Origin of the sequence: Streptomyces hokutonensis (genome assembly GCF_042751305.1) — a bacterium.
Classification (GTDB): domain Bacteria; phylum Actinomycetota; class Actinomycetes; order Streptomycetales; family Streptomycetaceae; genus Streptomyces; species Streptomyces hokutonensis_A.
The window spans coordinates 262,823-280,365 of the sequence record NZ_JBHYWD010000007.1 but is presented as its reverse complement, the minus strand read 5'-3'; the positions used below and the strand labels follow the sequence as shown (position 1 = coordinate 280,365).

16 protein-coding genes and 1 pseudogene are annotated in these 17,543 nt (G+C 70.5%); 12 read left to right on the top strand and 5 right to left on the bottom strand.

From position 1 onward, the window contains the following. The first annotated feature begins 96 nt into the window (after positions 1–96). On the top strand, positions 97–672 hold the full coding sequence (locus tag ACFXC1_RS20990) for a TetR/AcrR family transcriptional regulator (RefSeq protein ID WP_381244700.1): 576 nt from the start codon (positions 97–99) through the stop codon (positions 670–672). Positions 673–790: 118 nt separating this feature from the next. On the opposite strand, the gene ACFXC1_RS20985 is transcribed toward ACFXC1_RS20990, so the two are convergent. Then, the gene (locus tag ACFXC1_RS20985) at positions 791–1,030 is read right to left on the bottom strand and encodes a hypothetical protein (protein WP_381244698.1); all 240 of its coding nucleotides are present in this window, start codon (positions 1,028–1,030) and stop codon (positions 791–793) included. A 253-nt stretch (positions 1,031–1,283) separates the two neighbouring features. Between ACFXC1_RS20985 and ACFXC1_RS20980 the strand changes: the two genes are divergently transcribed. Next, positions 1,284–1,553, top strand: a complete 270-nt coding sequence (locus ACFXC1_RS20980; RefSeq protein ID WP_381244696.1) for a DUF6355 family natural product biosynthesis protein — start codon at positions 1,284–1,286, stop codon at positions 1,551–1,553. Between the two features lie 32 nt (positions 1,554–1,585). Here the strand turns inward: ACFXC1_RS20980 and ACFXC1_RS20975 are convergent, their stop codons facing one another. Continuing rightward, positions 1,586–2,782 (bottom strand): PucR family transcriptional regulator, encoded by a 1,197-nt coding sequence (locus ACFXC1_RS20975; RefSeq protein ID WP_381244694.1) that lies wholly within the window; start codon positions 2,780–2,782, stop codon positions 1,586–1,588. Positions 2,783–2,926: 144 nt separating this feature from the next. Between ACFXC1_RS20975 and ACFXC1_RS20970 the strand changes: the two genes are divergently transcribed. From ACFXC1_RS20970 to ACFXC1_RS20955, 4 genes are all read left to right on the top strand, one after another. Continuing rightward, positions 2,927–3,853: a proline dehydrogenase family protein gene (locus ACFXC1_RS20970; protein ID WP_381244692.1), complete on the top strand. Its 927-nt coding sequence runs from the start codon at positions 2,927–2,929 to the stop codon at positions 3,851–3,853. A 37-nt stretch (positions 3,854–3,890) separates the two neighbouring features. After that, entirely contained in the window at positions 3,891–5,522 is a 1,632-nt protein-coding gene (gene pruA, locus ACFXC1_RS20965; RefSeq protein ID WP_381244690.1) for an L-glutamate gamma-semialdehyde dehydrogenase, read from the top strand. A 50-nt stretch (positions 5,523–5,572) separates the two neighbouring features. Beyond that, positions 5,573–6,421, top strand: coding sequence for an alpha/beta fold hydrolase (locus ACFXC1_RS20960; RefSeq protein WP_381244955.1), 849 nt, complete (start codon positions 5,573–5,575; stop codon positions 6,419–6,421). 71 nt (positions 6,422–6,492) lie between these two features. Further along, complete coding sequence (locus tag ACFXC1_RS20955; protein WP_381244688.1) at positions 6,493–7,032, top strand: GNAT family N-acetyltransferase; 540 nt, start codon at positions 6,493–6,495, stop codon at positions 7,030–7,032. 7 nt (positions 7,033–7,039) lie between these two features. Here ACFXC1_RS20955 and ACFXC1_RS20950 read toward each other — a convergent pair whose 3' ends face one another. After that, complete coding sequence (locus tag ACFXC1_RS20950; protein WP_381244686.1) at positions 7,040–8,041, bottom strand: NADP-dependent oxidoreductase; 1,002 nt, start codon at positions 8,039–8,041, stop codon at positions 7,040–7,042. Positions 8,042–8,145: 104 nt separating this feature from the next. On the opposite strand from ACFXC1_RS20950, the gene ACFXC1_RS20945 reads away from it, so the two are divergent. Together ACFXC1_RS20945 and ACFXC1_RS20940 are read left to right on the top strand one after the other, a co-directional pair. Further along, entirely contained in the window at positions 8,146–9,045 is a 900-nt protein-coding gene (locus tag ACFXC1_RS20945; RefSeq protein WP_381244684.1) for a LysR family transcriptional regulator, read from the top strand. A gap of 224 nt (positions 9,046–9,269) precedes the next feature. Further along, a complete protein-coding gene (locus ACFXC1_RS20940; protein ID WP_019068673.1) occupies positions 9,270–9,401 on the top strand; it encodes a hypothetical protein in 132 nt (43 codons plus the stop codon). A 67-nt stretch (positions 9,402–9,468) separates the two neighbouring features. On the opposite strand, the gene ACFXC1_RS20935 is transcribed toward ACFXC1_RS20940, so the two are convergent. After that, a complete protein-coding gene (locus ACFXC1_RS20935) occupies positions 9,469–11,031 on the bottom strand; it encodes a purple acid phosphatase family protein (protein WP_381244682.1) in 1,563 nt (520 codons plus the stop codon). Positions 11,032–11,174: 143 nt separating this feature from the next. Here ACFXC1_RS20935 and ACFXC1_RS20930 point away from each other — a divergent pair, with 143 nt between their 5' ends. The 4 genes from ACFXC1_RS20930 (at position 11,175) to ACFXC1_RS20915 (ending at position 16,064) form a co-directional block, all read left to right on the top strand. Continuing rightward, complete coding sequence (locus tag ACFXC1_RS20930; protein ID WP_381244680.1) at positions 11,175–12,218, top strand: 3-isopropylmalate dehydrogenase; 1,044 nt, start codon at positions 11,175–11,177, stop codon at positions 12,216–12,218. Positions 12,219–12,481: 263 nt separating this feature from the next. Beyond that, positions 12,482–13,570 (top strand): branched-chain amino acid aminotransferase, encoded by a 1,089-nt coding sequence (locus ACFXC1_RS20925; RefSeq protein WP_381244678.1) that lies wholly within the window; start codon positions 12,482–12,484, stop codon positions 13,568–13,570. 106 nt (positions 13,571–13,676) lie between these two features. Then, on the top strand, positions 13,677–14,747 hold the full coding sequence (locus tag ACFXC1_RS20920; RefSeq protein WP_381244676.1) for a hypothetical protein: 1,071 nt from the start codon (positions 13,677–13,679) through the stop codon (positions 14,745–14,747). 15 nt (positions 14,748–14,762) lie between these two features. Next, on the top strand, positions 14,763–16,064 hold the full coding sequence (locus tag ACFXC1_RS20915; RefSeq protein WP_381244674.1) for a KamA family radical SAM protein: 1,302 nt from the start codon (positions 14,763–14,765) through the stop codon (positions 16,062–16,064). On the opposite strand, the pseudogene ACFXC1_RS20910 reads toward ACFXC1_RS20915, so the two are convergent. Beyond that, a pseudogene (locus tag ACFXC1_RS20910) lies at positions 16,047–17,484 on the bottom strand (cytosine permease); the annotation flags it as partial. The gene ACFXC1_RS20915 and the pseudogene ACFXC1_RS20910 sit on opposite strands and share 18 nt — an antisense overlap. Between the last annotated feature and the right edge of the window lie 59 nt (positions 17,485–17,543).

Genomic DNA, 17,543 nt, shown 5'->3' with positions numbered 1-17,543 from the left:
ACAGCGAATGTACGCGCGTATTAAACGCTTGTCTAGAACGGGCGTGTAAGTCGTGCGTATGGGACGGCTGTATGGATCGGCGGTAGGGTGGCGGGCATGGGACACCGTGAGGATCTGCTCGAAGGCGCCAAGCGCTGCCTGCTGGAGAAGGGGTTCGCGCGCACCACGGCGCGCGACATCGTGAAGGAGTCGGGGACGAACCTCGCGTCCATCGGCTACCACTACGGCTCGAAGGACGCGCTGCTCGCGCAGGCCTACGTCTCGCTGGTGGACGACATGTCCTTCGAGTGGGGCGAGCGGCTCGAAGGGGCGCCGGGCTCGCTGGAGCGGTTCAGGGAGGTCTGGTCGAACGTCGTCGCCTCCCTCCGCGAGCCCGGCTCGATGTGGCGGCTCAGCGGGGAGATCATGGCGATGGGCGACCAACTGCCGGAGGCCCGCGACCAGTTGGCGCTCGCACAGCGCGAGGGCGGCCGGGGACTGGTCTCGCTGCTCATGGGCGTGCCGGAGGAGGAGGTGTCGGACGAGACCGCCGACACGCTCGGCTCGTTCTACATGGTCGTGATGTCCGGCCTCATCATGCAGTGGACCTTCGACCCGAAGGCCGCGCCCGACGCGGACCGGCTCACCGAGGGGCTGCGGCAGTTGTTGGAGGGTGCGCGAAAGGCGCAGTGACCCGCCGGTCGTTCGCCGGTCCTCCGGCCCCACCAGTCGGCCGGTCCGCCGGCCCGCAGCGCCGGTGCCGCCGCCCGGCGGACGCTCGGCCCGGTGGCCGTACCCGAAGGGGACGCGCTCACCGAGGATCTGCGGCAGCGAGCGCGAGCCCCGCCGCGCCTCCGCCGCCCCGCTCGGCGGCATACGCCGGTACGACCGAGAGCAGCAGGAAGAAGCTCAGACTGGCGCCGACCATGCTGACGAAGCGGAGGAGCAGGGGGCGGGTGAGGAGCGGGGGACGGGCGCCCGAAGTGGCGCCGGAGAACGGGCAGTTGGGTGTTGCGGGGGTCGGGGAGCCGGCGGCCTGGCCGGTCGTCATGACGTCGACACCAGGTGCGGGCCGGGGCGCCCGGCAGGTCCAATTCCGGGCGGGTGGACCGCCCGGTCGGCCGGCGGCGCCGCACAGGTGAATGTCACCCGATCGGTCCAGCGACAAATCGATTCCCCGGGTGAACGGCCCGGCCTTCGGGCAACCGCACCGGCCGGCGCGGCGATCGTAGGGCCGGTATCAGACCGTCCGAACGCCCAACCGATCGCCGGCCAAGGAGTCCCCTTTGCGAGTTCGTCGTGTCGTGACCAGCGCCGTCGGTGCCGCAGCCCTCGTGCTCACCTCGCTCGGCTCGGTGGCCGCCGCCGCCCCCGCGTCTCCCGCCCCCTGTGGCTTCTTCAAGACCAGTACCGACGCCTACTACCGCCACTGCACCAGGGACGGTTCGCATGTCGTCATCAAGGTCCGGGTCGCCCGGGCGCGCGACCACGAGGCGTGCGTCAGGCCCGGCACGACCTGGCTGGGCTCCGCCCGGAAGATCCAGGGCGCGTACTACGTCGGGCGGACCTGCTGACGCGTCGCCTTGCGCGGTAGTCCCCAACTGCCTTACAGCCGAGCCCCCTTCAACACCATGTGCAGCAACAGCCGGTCCTCCCCGTCGTCCAGGTCAAGACCCGTCAGTTGCTCCACCCGTGACAGGCGGTAGTAGAGCGTCTGGCGGTGGATGCCCAACTCGGCTGCCGTGCGCCCCGCTTGGCCCGCCCGGTCGAGGTACACCTCGGCGGTGCGGGCCAGTTCGTGATGGGCGGGCGAGAGCAGGGGGCCGACCGCCGGGTCGTGGGCGGAGTCCGGGGGGAGGCTGGTCAGGAGGCGGTACGGGCCGATGCGGGACCAGTCGGCGACCGGGGCGAAGCGGGGTTCCGCGAGGGCGGTGCGGGCCGCCGCCGCAGCTTCCTGCCAGGCGGTTGCGAGGTCGGTGAGGCCGACGCGGGGGCGGCCGATGCCCGCCGCGCGGTGGGCGCCGGTCGGGCCGTCCTTCAGGAGACGGGTCGCCGCCGCCTCCGCCGAACTCCCCGCGTCCGTCGACCGCAGCCGTACCAGCACCGCCAGGCACTGCTGCTCCGCCGCCCCCCACGGAACCGTGCACAGCGCCGTCGCGTGCGGCACCGTACGGGCCGAGGGGGCGTCGTCGGGATCGGCGGACGGCCAGGGGGCGACGCACACCAGCGTGTACGGGCCGTCGCCGCGCGTGCCGAGGGCCGTGCGCAGGGCCGCCACCGCCATGTCGCCCTGCCAACCGCGCTCGGCGGTCAGCACCGCCCGCAGCTCCCGGCTGAGATCCGCCCCGTGCTGCGCCTCGTCCGCGAGCAGCGCGCCGATGCGGGACGTCACCTCCATGGCCGCGTCCAGCTGCGGGGCGGTGGGCCCCGGGTCGTCGGCCAGGAGCCAGACGTAGCCGAGGACGACGCCCCGATGGCGTACGGGGAGGCAGATACGGCCCCGGTAGACACCCGCCTCCGGGGTGGGCGGGATCCGGACCGGGCCGGTCGCCCGGGTGATGCCGAAGCCTTCGAACCAGGTGCGGATCGCCGCCGTGGAGCGCCGGGTGAGGATCGAGCGGGTGCGGACGGGGTCCAGGGCGGTCGGGTCCAGGTCGCCCTCACCGTCGTAGGCCCCGAAGGCGATCAGTTCGAAGTCTCGGTTCTCCAGGGTCGCCGGGGCGCCGAGCAGTTCGGAGATCTCGTCGACAAGCTCCTGGTAGTCGCCTCTGGAATCGGATGTCACCCGGGCATTCTCGCGCATTCCCCCGCCGAATCCGTGCCGCCTTCATACATCTGTCTGAGATCTGCGGCACGGATGCGTGACAGCTGTCGATGGTCGACGATCGGAGACAACCCTAGGTTTCACGGTGGTTGCCCGTATGCCCGACTGCTTGGAGGTACCCCCGTGCTGGGTCCCGTGATTCTCGCCGCCTCGCGCAGCGAACAGATGCGTCGGCTGATCTCGGCGGCGCCGGTGACCAAGCAGGTCGTGGACCGCTTCATCCCCGGCGAGACCGTCGACGAGATCGTGCCGATCGTCCAGGACCTGACCGCCAAGGGCCTGGAGCTGACGATGGACGTCGTCGGCGAGGACATCACCACCCCCGAGCAGGCCGCCGCGGCCCGTGACGCCTATCTGACCCTTGTCGACCGGCTCAAGGAACTCGAACTGGGTACCCGGGCCGAGATGTCCATCAAGCTCTCCATGTTCGGGCAGGCGCTGGACGGCGGTCACGAGCTGGCCCTCGCCAACGTCCGGCCCGTCGTCGAGGCCGCCGCCGCCATCGGTACGACCGTCACGCTCGACGCCGAGGACCACACCACCCTCGACTCGATGTTCGCGATCCACGAGGAGCTGCGGAAGGACTTCCCGGAGACCGGCTGCGTCATCCAGGCCTACCTCTTCCGCACCGAGGCCGACGCCCGCCGCCTCGCCGAGGCCGGCAGCCGCGTCCGGCTGGTGAAGGGCGCCTACAAGGAGCCCGCCGAGGTGGCGTTCCAGCAGAAGCACGAGATCGACAAGGCGTACGTCCGGATTCTGCGGATCCTGATGGAGGGCTCCGGCTACCCGATGATCGGGTCCCACGACCCGCGCCTCATCTCCATCGCGCAGGAACTGGCCCGGCGCGCCGGGCGCAAGCTCGACGAGTACGAGTTCCAGATGCTGTACGGGATCAGGAGCGACGAGCACCTGCGGCTCGCCGCCGAGGGCCACCGCATGCGGGTCTACACGGCCTACGGCACCGACTGGTACGGCTACTTCATGCGGCGGCTCGCCGAGAAGCCCGCCAACCTCCTCTTCTTCGCCCGCTCCACCCTCACCAAGGGCTGACCCAACACCCGCTCACGTACAAGGAGTTACGGATCTCATGGACGCTGTGACCCAGGTCCCCACCCCCGTCAACGAGCCGGTGCACGGCTACGCGCCCGGCTCGCCCGAGCGCGCCCGTCTGGAGGTCAAGCTCAAGGAGCTGGCCGAGAACCCGATCGACCTGCGGATGACCATCGGCGGCGAGCGGCGGATGGGCGGCGGCGAGCGCGTTGACGTCGTCCAGCCGCACAACCACAAGGCGCGGCTCGGCACTTACGCCAACGCCACCCAGGACGACGCCCAGGACGCGATCGACGCGGCCCTCGCCGCCGCGCCCGCCTGGCGCGCGATGTCCTTCGACGACCGCGCCGCGATCATCCTGCGCGCGGCCGAGTTGCTGTCCGGCCCGTGGCGGGAGACCCTCGCCGCCTCCACCATGCTCGGGCAGTCCAAGACCGCCCAGCAGGCCGAGATCGACTGTCCCTGCGAGCTCGTCGACTTCTGGCGTTTCAACGTCAAGTACGCCCGCGACCTGCTCGCCGAGCAGCCGCCGGCGAACTCCCCGGGCGTCTGGAACCGCCTCGACCACCGCCCGCTCGAGGGCTTCGTCTACGCGATCACGCCCTTCAACTTCACCGCGATCGCGGGCAACCTGCCGACCGCGCCCGCCCTCATGGGCAACGTCGTAGTCTGGAAGCCGTCGCCGACGCAGACCCACTCCGCCGTTCTGCTCATGCAGTTGCTGGAGGAGGCGGGGCTCCCCAAGGGTGTCATCAACCTCGTCACCGGTGACGGCATCGAGGTGTCGAAGGTGGCCCTTGAGCACCGCGACCTCGCCGCCATCCACTTCACCGGGTCCACCAAGACCTTCCAGTACCTGTGGAAGACGGTCGGCACCAACATCGAGAAGTACCGCTCCTACCCGCGCCTGGTCGGCGAGACCGGCGGCAAGGACTTCGTCGTCGCCCACCCGAGCGCGGACAAGGCCGTGTTGAAGACGGCGCTCACCCGCGGTGCCTTCGAGTACCAGGGCCAGAAGTGCTCCGCGACCTCCCGCGCCTACATCCCGGCGTCGATCTGGAACTCCGGTTTCAAGGAGGAATTCGCCGCCGAGGTCGACTACTTGACGATGGGTGACGTCACGGACCTGTCCAACTTCATCGGCGCGGTCATCGACGAGCGCGCGTTCGCCAAGAACAAGGCGGCCATCGACCGCGCGAAGGCGGACCCCAACTGCACGATCGTCGCGGGCGGTTCGTACGACGACTCGGTGGGCTGGTTCGTCCGCCCGACCGTCGTGGAGTGCAGCGATCCGGCCAACGAGGTGTTCACCACCGAGTACTTCGGCCCGTTCCTCGCCGTGCACGTCTACGAGGACGACGCCTACGACGAGATGCTCACCCAGATGGAGTCGGTGTCCGACTACGCGTTGACGGGCTCGGTCATCTCCAACGACCGTGCCGCGGCGGCCTACACGATGGAGAAGCTCCGCTACGCGGCAGGCAACTTCTACATCAACGACAAGTCCACCGGCGCGGTCGTCGGCCAGCAGCCCTTCGGCGGCGGCCGCTCCTCCGGCACCAACGACAAGGCCGGCGCCCCGCAGAACCTGATGCGCTGGACCCTGACCCGCGCCATCAAGGAGACCCTGGTCGCCCCGACCGACTACACCTACCCGCACATGGGCTGACCCGCAGGGCGCCCGCAACCGGCAGACTCCCCGTCATGACCCCAACCCGTATGCAGGACACGGCGGTTACGGCGGACGACGGAGTACGGCTGTGGGCCTCCCGGTCCGGCCGTGGCACGCCCAACACCCCACCCCTGGTGCTGTGCCACGGCGGACCCGGACTGTGGGACATGTCCGAGGACGTGGCCGGGATGTTCGACTCCCGCACCACGGTGGTCCGTTGGGACCAGCGCGGCTGCGGGCGGTCCGAGCCGTGCGCGGGCCCGTGGACCACCGAACGCTTCGTGGCCGATCTCGACGCCGTACGACGGCACTTCGCGCCGGAACGGCCGGTGCTGCTCGGCCACTCCTGGGGAGCATCACTCGCCCTGGGCTACGCCCTCGCCCACCCGGACCGGGTCGCCGCGCTCGTCTACGTCAGCGGCACCGGCATCGGACCGGACGCCGACTGGCACGGCGCCTACGAGGCGAACCTCCTCGCCCGCCTCGGCGAAGACCCCCAACGGCTCGCCCGCTGGCGGGAGTTGCCCGGCGACAGCCGTGAACGGGCCGTGCTCCAGTGGTCCGCCGAGTTCGTGGACCGGAAGCGGGCCGTCGAGCACGCGGAGCGGATGGCCGACCCGTGGTTCCCCATCAACCTCGCCTGCAACAAGGCCCTGAACGCCGAGGCGCGACAGACCGCCGGCACCCCCGCCCTGTACGCCGCCTGCGAGACCCTCGACCTCCGCGTGCTCATCGTCGACGGAGAGCGGGACATCCGTCCCCGGTCTGCCGTCGACTCGCTGGAGCGGGCGCTGCCCCAGGTGCGGCGGGTGACCCTGGCGGGCGCCGGGCACCTCCCGTGGGTCGAGGACCCGCACGGGTTCCGCGAAGCGGTGACGACGGCGATGCGCTCATGACGTCAACGCGGTGACGACGGCGATGCGCCGATGACGGCGCGCCATGAGCCCGTGTCTCCGATACTGACCCCGTGACCATCCGTATGCGCATCGCCCACACGGCCGACCTCACCCCGGCCGACCTCCGCGCCGCCCGCGCGCTGCTGGACGCCGCCTTCGCCGGTGACCTCACCGACCAGGACTTCGAGCACGGCCTCGGCGGCCTCCACGCCCTCCTCGCCGACGAGGACGGGCTCGTCGCACACGGCTCGGTCGTCATGCGCCGGGTGCGCTATCAGGGCCGCTGGCTGCGGGTCGGGTACGTCGAGGGGGTCGGCGTACGGCCCGACGCCCGGCGCCGTGGGCACGGCGGCCGGATCATGGCCGAGCTGGAGCGGATCGTCGACCACGCCTACGACGTCGGTCTGCTCGGCGCGAGCGACGACGGCGCCCGCCTCTACACCGCGCGCGGCTGGCGGCTGTGGGGCGGCAAGATCTCCGCCCTCGGCGCGGACGGCATCGTCCATCTGCCCGAGGAGGAGGACAGTACGTATGTCCGCCCCGCGCTCGCCGGACCCCTCGACCTCGACGCCGATCTCCTCTTCGACTGGCGGGACGGGGACGTGCTCTGACGGAGCGTCAAGCGACTGCCCGCACAAGGACCTTGCCCGTGTTCCCGCCGCGCAGCATCGACAGGAACGCCTCGACGATCGACTCGAAGCCGTCCACGACCGTCTCGTCCAGCGCCAGCGTCCCGGCCCGCAGACGCGGTACGGCGAACTCGTACAACTCCTCCTGCACGTCGAGGTAGTCGCGCACGAGGAAGCCCTCGACGCGCAGGCTCTTCTCCACCACGTCGGCGTGGTTGAAGACCACGGGTGGCGCGTCCGGGGTGTTGTACTGGCCGATCGTGCCGATCCGCACCACCCGCCCGCGTTCGCGCAGCGCGCCGATCGCCGCGCCGAGGTGGTCGCCGCCGACGTTGTCGACGAAGAGGTCGATGCCGTCGGGGGCTGCCCCTGCGAGGAGTTCGGCCACGGGGGCGGTGTGGTAGTCGAAGGCCGCGTCGTAACCCACTTCCTCCGTCAGGTACTTCACCTTCTGGGCCGAGCCCGCGCTGCCGATCAGCCGGCCCGCCCCCAGCAGCCTGGCGAACCGTCCGGTCGCGGTGCCGACGCCGCCCGCCGCCGCGGACACGAACACGTCGTCGCCCTCGCGGAGTCGGGCGATCCGGGTGAGGCCGACGTAGGCCGTGAGACCGGTGCCGCCGAGCACGCTCAGGTAGGCGGACAGGGGGACCCCCTCGTGATGGGGGAGCCGTCGGACCTCCTCGGGCCGTACCACCGAGTGGGTGCGCCAGCCCGCGCGGTGGAAGACGGTCTCGCCCTCGGGCAGTGCCGGGTCACGGGAGGCGACGATCCGGCCGAGGGCGCGGCCCTCCAGCGGGGTGTTCAACTCGAAGTCGCCGTCCATCATTTCGCGGTGGTAGGGGTCGACGGACCAGTAGAGGTTCTCGACCAGGGCGGTGCCCGGGGCCGGCTCCGGGACGGGTGACTCCACGAAACGGAAGTGGGCGGGGGAGGGGAAGCCGGTGGGGCGGGACGTCTGGTGCACGGTGAGCGCGATGTCGGTCGTGGTCATGGGTACGGACCGTAGGCAGGAATGCGGAGGTCGGGGAGAGGGTTGCGCTCATGGAACGGATCGGTCCATGAATCGCCCTCATAGCAGCAGGTGGGAGACGTCTGGTGGAGTCTGTCGATCTCGGCCCGCAGGAGCTCAGGACCCTGGTCGCGGTGGCGGACGAGGGAGGGTTCTCGGCGGCCGGCGCACGGCTCGGGAGCACCCAGTCCGCCGTCTCGCACGCGGTGCGTGGCATCGAACGCAAGCTGGGCGTCGTGCTGTTCGAGCGCGGGCGGTTCGGCGCCCGGCCGACGCCCGCCGGAGCGCGGGCCGTTGCGCATGCCCGGCGGGTGCTGCGGATGCTGGAGGTCATGGTCGCCGAGACACGAGGGGGAGATGCGGGGACGGCCGTGGTCGGCGGGCCGCTGCGGATCGCCGCGTTCCGGAGCGCGGCCCTGTATCTGCTGCCGTCGGTGCTGGAGCGCCTCGCATTCTCCCATCCTGGCATCGAGCCGACCGTGCGGGTGGTCCGGGAGGTCGGGCCCGGCACCGCCGGGGAGGTGGCCGAGGGGCGGGCGGACCTCGGGATCGCGACCGTCGGCACCGGTGCGCCGGTCCCGCCGGGGCTGGTGGGCGACGTACTGCTGGAGGAGCCGTACGCGCTGGTGCACCCGGTCGGTCACCCGGCGCCGCGTTCGCTGCCGCTGGTCGACTGGGCCGAGAACTGCTCCTCCCACACGCGTGCCTGGTGGGCCGCGCAGGACTGGATCCCGGCGGCGACGGTGCGCGCCGAGGACGACGGGGCGGTGCTCTCCATGGTGGGCAGCGGTTTCGGCATGGCCATCATGCCGAGGCTCTCGCTCGCCGGGGCGCCGCCCTCCGTCGAGGTCACCGATCTCGGGGCGGAGCGGCCGACGCGGAAGGTCGGCTATGTGACCACCCCCGAACTGGCGGCGACGGCGGCCGTCAGGGCACTGGTCCGCGAACTGCGGGCCGGAAGGAAACCGCAGGTCAACGCAACGTGACTCGTTTCACCGTCTCAGATAGTAGGAAGTCCGAGTAATTGTGGAGACAGATGCGCGGTCCTGTCCTAGCTTTGTAGGAGCCGAACGTCTCGCTAGACCAAGCGAATGGCGGCCGTGAGCCGGACAGCATGCAGGCAACCCCTGCGGTCCGTGGCTCCCCGCCTCTTCCGGCGTCTCGTAACCCCCTTCAGCACTCCAGGAATTATCGAAGGAGTCGATTCTCCATGGCCGAGACGACCGTCCGCCGCCGCGTCCGCCACGTGACCCGCACCAGCGAGTCCGAGCGCAAGAACGCCGCCGCCGCTCTCCAGCGCGCCCTCGACCGCCGGGACAACGGCGGCGAGACCGGCCACTGAGCAGCGGAAGCCGTGGTAACACCACCCATCAGCCGGGAGCCGCGCCCGCACGGGGTGCGGCGCGGTCTCAGCGACCGCGCCGCACCTCGAAGTGGTCGATGCGCTTGCCGTTCTGGTCCAGCGCCGACACCCTGAGCCTCGGCGTGCTGCCGCTCTCCGCCTCCACCGAGAGGAGGGAGAAGCCCCGGTAGCGCACCCGCGACCACTCCACCGTCTCCGCCTGGCTGTGCTGGCCCTTCGCCCATTGCATGGTGTCGACCGTCCCGTGCCGGGTGACGTGCCCCTCGTAGCTCTCCTTGACGCCCGCCGGGAACCCGTACAGATCACGGCCGCCGCCGCCCGCCGTGACGTAGACGATCCCGTCCTTCGTCGGGTCGGTGGATGCGCCGATGGGCACCGCTCGGCCGACCTGCCCCTTCTTGATGGCGTCGGTCCGCTCGTACACGTGGTTGTGCCCGTTGATCACCAGGTCCACCTGGTGCTTCGCGAACACCGGCAGCCACTCGCTCCGCACCCCGCCGTCCGAGGCGTGCGCGGAGGTCGAGTAGGCGCAGTGGTGGAAGAAGACCACGAGGAAGTCGACCCCCTTCGCCGCCCGCAGTTCACCCAGCCTGCGGTCCAGCCACTTCGTCTGCTTCCCGCCGGTGTAGCCGAGGTTGGCGGTGATCTCGTACGACACGTCGTTCGCGTCGAGCGCCACGACGCCGACGTTGCCGTAGGCGAAGGAGTACACGCCCGGGGCGTGCGACGGGTCGAAGCCGTTGTCCGGGAGGGACCAGCGGGCGAGCTGGCCGCCGTAGCCGTCGGGGGAGTACCAGGCCTCCATGTCGTGGTTGCCGGTCGTCACCATCCACGGGACGGTCCGGGAGACACCCTCGTTCTGCTTGAGGAAGAGGTCCCAGTACGTCGGGTCGTAGCCGTCCGTCGTCTTGCCCTGCCCGTTGGTGTCCGCGTAGCAGATGTCACCCGCGTGCAGATGGAACGCGGGATTCTCGCGCAGGATCAGGTGATCGTTCGCCGCCGCCGCGTTGCTCACGCCCTGGTCGCCGAAGGCCGTGAACACGAACTTCTCCGGGCTCGCCGGCGCCGTACGGAACGAGCCGATCGTCGAGCGGTGGGCCGGGGCGGCCGGGTCGAAGCCCTCGTGGCCGACGCCGTAGTAGTACGTCGTGCCGGGGCGGAGGCCGTCCAGGGCCGCGTGGACGTAGTACTGCTCGACCGCCGAGCGGACGCCGGTCAGGCCGGGGGTGTGCAGGGCGCGCACCTCGGCGGTGATCCTGCGGCCGAGGTCGTCGGGCTTCGTCCCGACGCGCACGTACGGCTTCCTGACCGCGAACGGCACCTGCCAGGAGATCCGCATCTCCGTCCTCGGGTCGGTGCCGAAGGCGAGATGGCGGCCGAAGGGGGTGACCACCGCGCCGGGGACCTTCGAGGTGGCGGGGGAGGGGAGCGTGGTTTTGGCGTCGGTGGTGCTCTTGCCGGCGCACCCCGTCAGCAGCCCGCCCGCCACCGCGCCCGCCGTCACCAGGGTGCGGCGCCGGGTCAGCTTGGTGCGCAGGTACTCGTACTGCTCGGCCATGCTCATCCGGACCGCGAGGTGTTCCGGGATGCCGACGTCAGGTGTCTCCATGTCGATGAAGTTCCCAGTGAAGGTCAACGGGCGCCATGCGTAAGGGTGAACGTACGTCGAACGGCCGACACCGCTCCCTCGATGCGCGTCCGTATCATGGACACCCGGTGTCATCCCATGGGACGCGGAGTACGGTGGCGGGCATGTCTCGCAGCATCGATCTCGCAGTGATCCCCGGTGACGGCATCGGTCAGGAAGTCGTGGCCGAAGGTCTCAAGGTCCTCTCCGCCGTCCTTCCGCAGGACGTGAAGCTGGAGACCAAGGAGTTCGACTTCGGCGCCCGCCGCTACCACGCGACCGGTGAGACCCTCACCGACGCCGACCTGGCCGCGCTGAAGCCGCACGACGCGATCCTGCTGGGTGCGATCGGTGACCCGTCGGTCCCGTCCGGGGTACTTGAGCGCGGCTTCCTGCTGAAGCTCCGCTTCGCCTTCGACCACCACGTCAACCTGCGGCCGAGCAAGCTGCTCCCGGGTGTGGCGACCCCGCTCGCCGGTGAGCCGGAGATCGACTTCGTCGTGGTCCGCGAGGGCACCGAGGGCCCGTACACGGGCAACGGCGGCACCATCCGCAAGGGCACCGAGCACGAGGTCGCCACCGAGGTCTCCGTCAACACGGCCTTCGGTGTCGAGCGCGTGGTCCGGGACGCCTTCGCCCGCGCCCAGGCCCGCCCCCGCAAGAAGCTCACGCTGGTCCACAAGAACAACGTGCTGACCTTCGCGGGCCACCTGTGGACGAACGTCTTCAACAAGGTCGCGGCCGAGTTCCCCGAGGTCACCACCGACTACATCCACGTGGACGCGGCGACGATCTACCTCGTCACCGACCCGGCCCGCTTCGACGTGATCGTCACCGACAACCTCTTCGGCGACATCATCACCGACCTCGCCGCGGCCGTCTCCGGCGGCATCGGCGTCGCCGCCAGCGGGAACATCAACCCGTCCGGCGAGTTCCCCTCGATGTTCGAGCCCGTGCACGGCTCCGCGCCCGACATCGCGGGCCAGGGCAAGGCCGACCCCACCGCCACGGTCCTGTCCGTCGCCCTCCTGCTGCGCCACCTCGGCTACGAGGCCGAGGCCGTGCGCATCGAGGAGGCCGTCTCCGCCGACCTCGCGGAGCGCACCGGCAGGCCCGCGCGCAGCACCACCGAGATCGGCGACGCGCTCGCCGTACGAGTAGCCGGCTGACCCGCCGCTCTTCTCGAAATCTCTCGCAGTATTTCGAAGCCGCCGGGTCGCACATGCACCCGGCGGCTTTTCTTACGTCCCCGCCGGGTGCCACCATCATCCCTGGGTCGCATTCACGCCGTTTTCGTCCACGGTCCACCTCGCGCGATAATCGAACGCGGAGCCGCGGAATGAGGCAATGCTCGGACGTCCTAACACTGGCCACTGGCAGTCGAGGGCGTGAGCGCGGCCCGTCACACACAACCGGTGAAGGACAAGCACTCATGACGACGCCCACGATCGAGCTCAAGCCCTCGGCCTCGCCACTTTCCGCCGCCGAGCGCGACGCGATTCTGGCGAACCCCGGGTTCGGCCGCCACTTCACCGACCACATGGTGACGATCAAGTGGACCGAGGGCCGCGGCTGGCACGACGGCCAGCTCGTGCCGTACGGCCCGCTCTCCCTCGACCCCGCGAACATGACCCTGCACTACGCGCAGGAGATCTTCGAGGGCCTCAAGGCCTACCGTCAGGCCGACGGCTCGGTGGCCACCTTCCGCCCCGAGAAGAACGCCCGCCGCTTCCAGACCTCCGCCCGCCGCCTCGGCATGCCCGAGCTGCCGGTCGAGACGTTCATCGAGGCCTGTGACGTGCTGGTCCAGCAGGACCGCGACTGGGTCCCGGCGCACGGCGGCGAGGAGTCCCTCTACCTCCGCCCGTTCATGATCGCGACCGAGGTCGGGCTGGGCGTGAAGCCCGCCAACGAGTACCTCTTCCTCGTCATCGCCTCCCCGGCCGGCGCCTACTTCCCCGGCGGCGTGAAGCCCGTCTCCATCTGGGTCTCCGAGGACCACGTCCGCGCCGTCCCCGGCGGCATGGGCGACGCCAAGACCGGCGGCAACTACGCCGCGTCCCTCCTCGCCCAGGCCGAGGCCGCCGAACAGGGCTGCGCCCAGGTCTGCTACCTCGACGCCGTCGAGCGCAAGTGGGTCGAGGAACTCGGCGGCATGAACCTGTACTTCGTGTACGGCAACAGGATCGTCACCCCCACCCTCACCGGCTCCATCCTGGAGGGCGTCACCCGCGACTCCCTCCTCACCCTCGCCCGCGACCTCGGCTACGAGCCGGAAGAGGGCCGGATCTCCATCGACCAGTGGCAGCGCGACTCCGAGAACGGCACGCTGACCGAGGTCTTCGCCTGCGGTACGGCCGCGGTCATCACCCCGGTCGGCACGGTCAAGCGCACCGGCGCCGAGTGGCAGCAGTCCGCGGGCGAGCCCGGCGAGGTCACGCTGAAGCTCCGCGCGGCACTTCTCGACATCCAGCGCGGTGACGCGGTGGACAAGCATGGGTGGATGCATCCGCTGGGCTGAGCCGGGCTCCCGGTCGAGGGCCGGAAGTTGGTTCGACGCGTATCGCCTCCCCCGTGCGGGTATCCACTGATTCCGCAGGAGACGGGAACACGGGGGAGGGAACGCGGTGAGTGGTGGGCCGATACCGCGACTGCGCTGGCTGCTGCGCGCGTTACGCACTCCGCGCCGCCCGCAGAGCCTCACCGTGCTCGCGCTGCTCGCCGCCGTCGCCGGACTCCTGCTGTGGCGGGCCGGCACGATGGACAGCTACGCCGAGAACCTCTCCCTCAACCTGGGCACCGACCTGGTCGGCGTGGTCATCACCGTCTTCGTGATCGGTCCGCTGATCTCCCGGGCCCAGGAGGGCCGGGTCCGCGAACACACCCGGCTCGACTACGAGTGGTTCGCCGCGCAGGTGTACGGCTCCACGTCCAACGTGAAGGTCCTCGACACCTTCTCCAACCTGTTCGGCCCGCAGTTCTCCGAGCGCCTCTTCCGCGGTGTCCGCTCGGCCACCGCGCACGGCGCCCGGGTGCAGATCCTGCTCCTGGACCCCGACTCGCTCGCCGTGATCCTGCGCGGGCGCGAACTCGGCGAGCAGAGCGCCGACATCCGCCGCGACATCATGCGCAACCTGCGCACCCTGGACCGGTTCGTGCAGCGGCTCGACGAGCACTCCCGGAACCTGCTGGAGGTACGGCTCTGCTCGACCTCCCCCGGAGTGACCCTCTACCGCTGGGACGAGCGCTGTCTCGTCTCCTTCCTCACCGTCGGCCGGCTCTCCGGCGAGGGCGTCCAGTTGGAGGTCGCCGTCCGCTCCCCGCTCGGCACCTTCGTCGAGCAGCGCTTCGACGAGCTGTGGCAGCAGGGCAAACCCATGGACCGTTTCACCCATCTGCCGGTGACCCTGGTCGACGCGTCCGACGGACGGCGGGAGTTCAGCTGCCGCTTCGTCTACGTCGACGACCGTCTGTACGTCGAGGCCCCCGACCTCGTCACCTACCTGGCGCGCCGCCGCCTCGACCAACTCTCCGCCCACAGCGGGGTGCTGGGCCCCGGCGAAGAGTTCGAGGTCATGGTGGTCGACGACCGCAGCGAGCTGCACGGGCGGCTCATCCACCACTTCACGGAGAAGTACGATGCGCAGGCGGCGGCCTTCGTGGAACTACGGCCGCCTACGGTCCTGGTCACGGAATAGAGGGCCCCGGCACACATGAGTTCAGCGCACCACCCCCGCTTTCGCGCCTTCACGCCCCGTGACCTGGACGGACTGCTGAAACGCGTGTCCCTGTCGGCCGGCGAACGGCTCGCCCTGAGGGCCGTTTCCTCGGTGCTGCCCTTCCGTACGAACAGTTACGTCGTGGACGAGCTGATCGACTGGTCGGCGGTGCCCGACGACCCGATCTTCCGGCTGACGTTCCCGCAGGCCGGGATGTTGCCCGAACCCGACGTCAAGCAGATGGCCGACCTCCTCTCCCAGGAGGCACCGAAGGCCGAAGTCCTGCGCACGGCCCACGAGATCAGGATGAAGCTGAACCCGCACCCCTCGGGCCAGCTCGACGCCAACGTGCCCGTGCACGAGGGCGAGCGGTTGGAAGGACTCCAGCACAAGTACCCGGAAACCGTGCTGGTCTTCCCGCGCCAGGGCCAGACCTGCCACGCCTACTGCACGTACTGCTTCCGCTGGCCGCAGTTCGTCGGCGAGTCCGAACTCCGCATCGCCACCGACGACATCGCGACCACGTCCGCCTACCTCCGCGCCCACCCCGAGGTCACCAGCACGCTCATCACGGGCGGCGACCCGCTGGTCATGAGCACGGAGGTCCTGAGCCGTTACGTCGACCCCCTCCTGGAGATCGACACGATCCGCTCGATCCGCATCGGCACCAAGTCCCTCGCGTTCTGGCCGTACCGCTTCACGACCGACCGGGACGCCGACGACCTGCTGCGCCTCTTCGAGAAGGTGGTGGCGAGCGGCCGTCACCTGGCCCTGATGGCCCACTTCACGCACCCCCAGGAGCTGCGCCCGCCGGTCGTACGGGAGGCGATGCGCCGGGTACGGGGCACGGGCGCCGTGATCCGCTGCCAGGGCCCGCTGGTGGCCGGCATCAACGACAGCGCCGAGGCCTGGGCCGAACTGTGGGACGAGACGACCACGCTCGGCGCGGTGCCGTACTACCAGTTCGTCGAGCGCGACACCGGCCCCCAGGGCTACTTCGGCGTCCCGCTGGCCCGCGGCCACCAGATCTTCCGCGACGCCTACGCCCGAGTCTCCGGCCTCGCCCGCACGGTCCGCGGCCCGGTCATGTCCGCGATGCCCGGCAAGGTCTGCGTCGACGGCATCGCCGAGGTGGCCGGCGAGAAGGTCTTCGTCCTTCACCTCATCCAGGCCCGCGACCCGTCCCTGGTCGACCGCCCGTTCTTCGCGGCCTACGACGAGAGCGCGACCTGGTTCACGGACCTGAAACCGGCTTTCGGCGCGAGTGAGTTCCTGCCGGGGCTCGCGGCGCACTGACGCCTGCCCGGCCGTGAGCGCGAGGTACACCACACCGCCCACCACCCCCGACAACAGGAAACTGCAGTCCACCCCGCCCGTCAGCGACAGCAACGGCCCCTCGTACGACGGCAGGGACACGGCCAGCAGCCCGACCCTCGCGCCGACCGCCCAGGAGACCGCGGCCGGGATGTTCCAGCCCGCGCGGTACCAGTAAATGCCGCCCCGGGAGCGGCGGTTGAAGACCTGGAGGGCGTCCGCGTCGTACAGGCCCCGGCACCGTACGAATCCGATGAGCGTGATGACCGCCCACGGCGTGCCGATCGCCGTCAACAGCAGTACGAAGGACGTCATCGCCGACTGCGCGTTCCAGGCGATGGGGGTCCCCCCGGGCGCGAGCGAAGCCGAGCGTTTGGGGGAGGCCGACGAACACGCACACCGTGGCGACGATCGCGACCGTGCAGGTGGCCCGGGTCCGCGACGCGCGGGACAGGATCGCGTCCAGGTCGAGGCCCATGGAGTAGAGCATCAGCCCGGCGTTGCCGACCGAGCCCGCCGAGGCGGCGAGCAGGAGCGGGACGAGGTACCAGGTGGGCGACGCCGACACCAGCGGGCCCGCGTAGTCGAGGGCCGCGCGCGCCCCGAACGCCGTGAACGTGCCGAAGAGCTGGGGGATCAGGAGACCGGCGATCAGGCCGAGCCAGGTGGCGTGCAGGATCTTGCGGGAGGTGTGGCGGGCCGGGGAGATGTAGCGCGTGTAGTCGCCGAGGAGGGTGATGAAGGCGATCGGCCCGGACAGTCCCGCCGCCACCGTCGCAAGACACCACGTCGGCCAGAACCCGCCCAGCAGATAGCCGCCCGCGTCCGGCAGCGCACCGGTCGTGAAGTGCGGGGCGTACGCGATCACGCCCAGGACCAGCAGCGCGGTCATGCCGACCGAGAGCACGCGGGACATCGCGAGCAGCACCCGGTAGCCGTAGACCGCGCCCGCGACGGTCGCCCCGGCGAGCAGCGCGTAGACGACGGCGTACGACGTTCCGTCCGCCGGCAGTCCGAACAGCCGCCCCAGCACGCCCACCATCACATCTCCGCCGATCCACACGGTCAGCGCGGTGTAGCCGAGGGCGAGGAGCAGTCCCACGACCGAGCCGACCAGCCGCCCCCGCACTCCGAACTGGGCGCCGGACGAGGTCGACAGGTTGGTGGCGGTGCGCAGGGAGACCAGGGCGAGCGGGGCCGTGAACACCGTCCCGACCGCCGTGCCCGCGACGATCGACGAGACCGAGGCCCACCAGTCGAGCCCGAAGGACGGCGGCAGCCAGCCGAAGATGATCACGCCGAGGCAGAGGTTGGAACCGAGCAGGATCGACACGAGGTCACGCGGACCGCTGGTGCGCTCCTCGTCGGGGATGGTGTCGACTCCGTGCTGTTCGATCGGCATGGTGGGTCCCTTCAGTTTTAGAGTGACGCTCAATGTGAACCGGGGATGGCCAACCCGTC